Annotated in this window: 1 protein-coding gene; it reads left to right on the top strand. The window is 70.0% G+C overall.

Features of this window, described 5'->3' with window-relative positions; genetic code table 11:
• Window positions 1-245: 245 nt before the first annotated feature.
• The coding region (locus ACFP56_RS21760) for an SAF domain-containing protein (protein ID WP_379238600.1) at window positions 246-606 on the top strand (361 nt) is incomplete at its 3' end.

Genomic DNA, 606 nt, shown 5'->3' on the forward strand with positions numbered 1-606 from the left:
GCGCCACCGGGCCGGCGATCCCACGCGGGCTCCGCGCACCTGCCCCGACTGGACGAGCGACATCACCTCGTCGACAGAGATCTGCAGGATCTCGGCGGCCTGCGACGGGGCGACGAATCGGCGCTCCGCAGGAGGGACGGGTGACATTCCCCCATTATGGTCCTGCCCGCCACGGTGCCTGCAGCTCGCCCATCCGCTGTGGATAACGCGCCGGGACGATGCGACATCCATCGCACCATGGAGGCATGACTGCTTTTTCCTCCGCGACCCCGTCGCGACGCCGTCCGTGGGGCGACGTGCGCTTCGTCGTGGGGATCGTGCTCATCGTGGTGTCGGTCGCCGGCGTCTGGTTCGTCGCGTCGGCGGCGCGGCACACCACTCCCGTCTACGTCGCCGCGCGCACGATCGTCCCCGGGGAAACGATCACGGATGCAGACCTGCGTCTGGTTGATGTGGCGCTGGGGGCTACGGCCGACGGGTATCTCGCTGACGGTGCGCTGGTGGGCGACACAGTGACGTTGCGCACCATCGCCGCGGGCGAGCTCGTGCCGCTGGAGGCGATGGGCGACGCCGCGGAGGCGCGATCGACCGGCATCGTCGTGCAGA

Origin of the sequence: Paenibacillus septentrionalis (assembly GCF_042659865.1) — a bacterium.
Lineage (GTDB): Bacteria > Bacillota > Bacilli > Paenibacillales > Paenibacillaceae > Pristimantibacillus > Pristimantibacillus septentrionalis.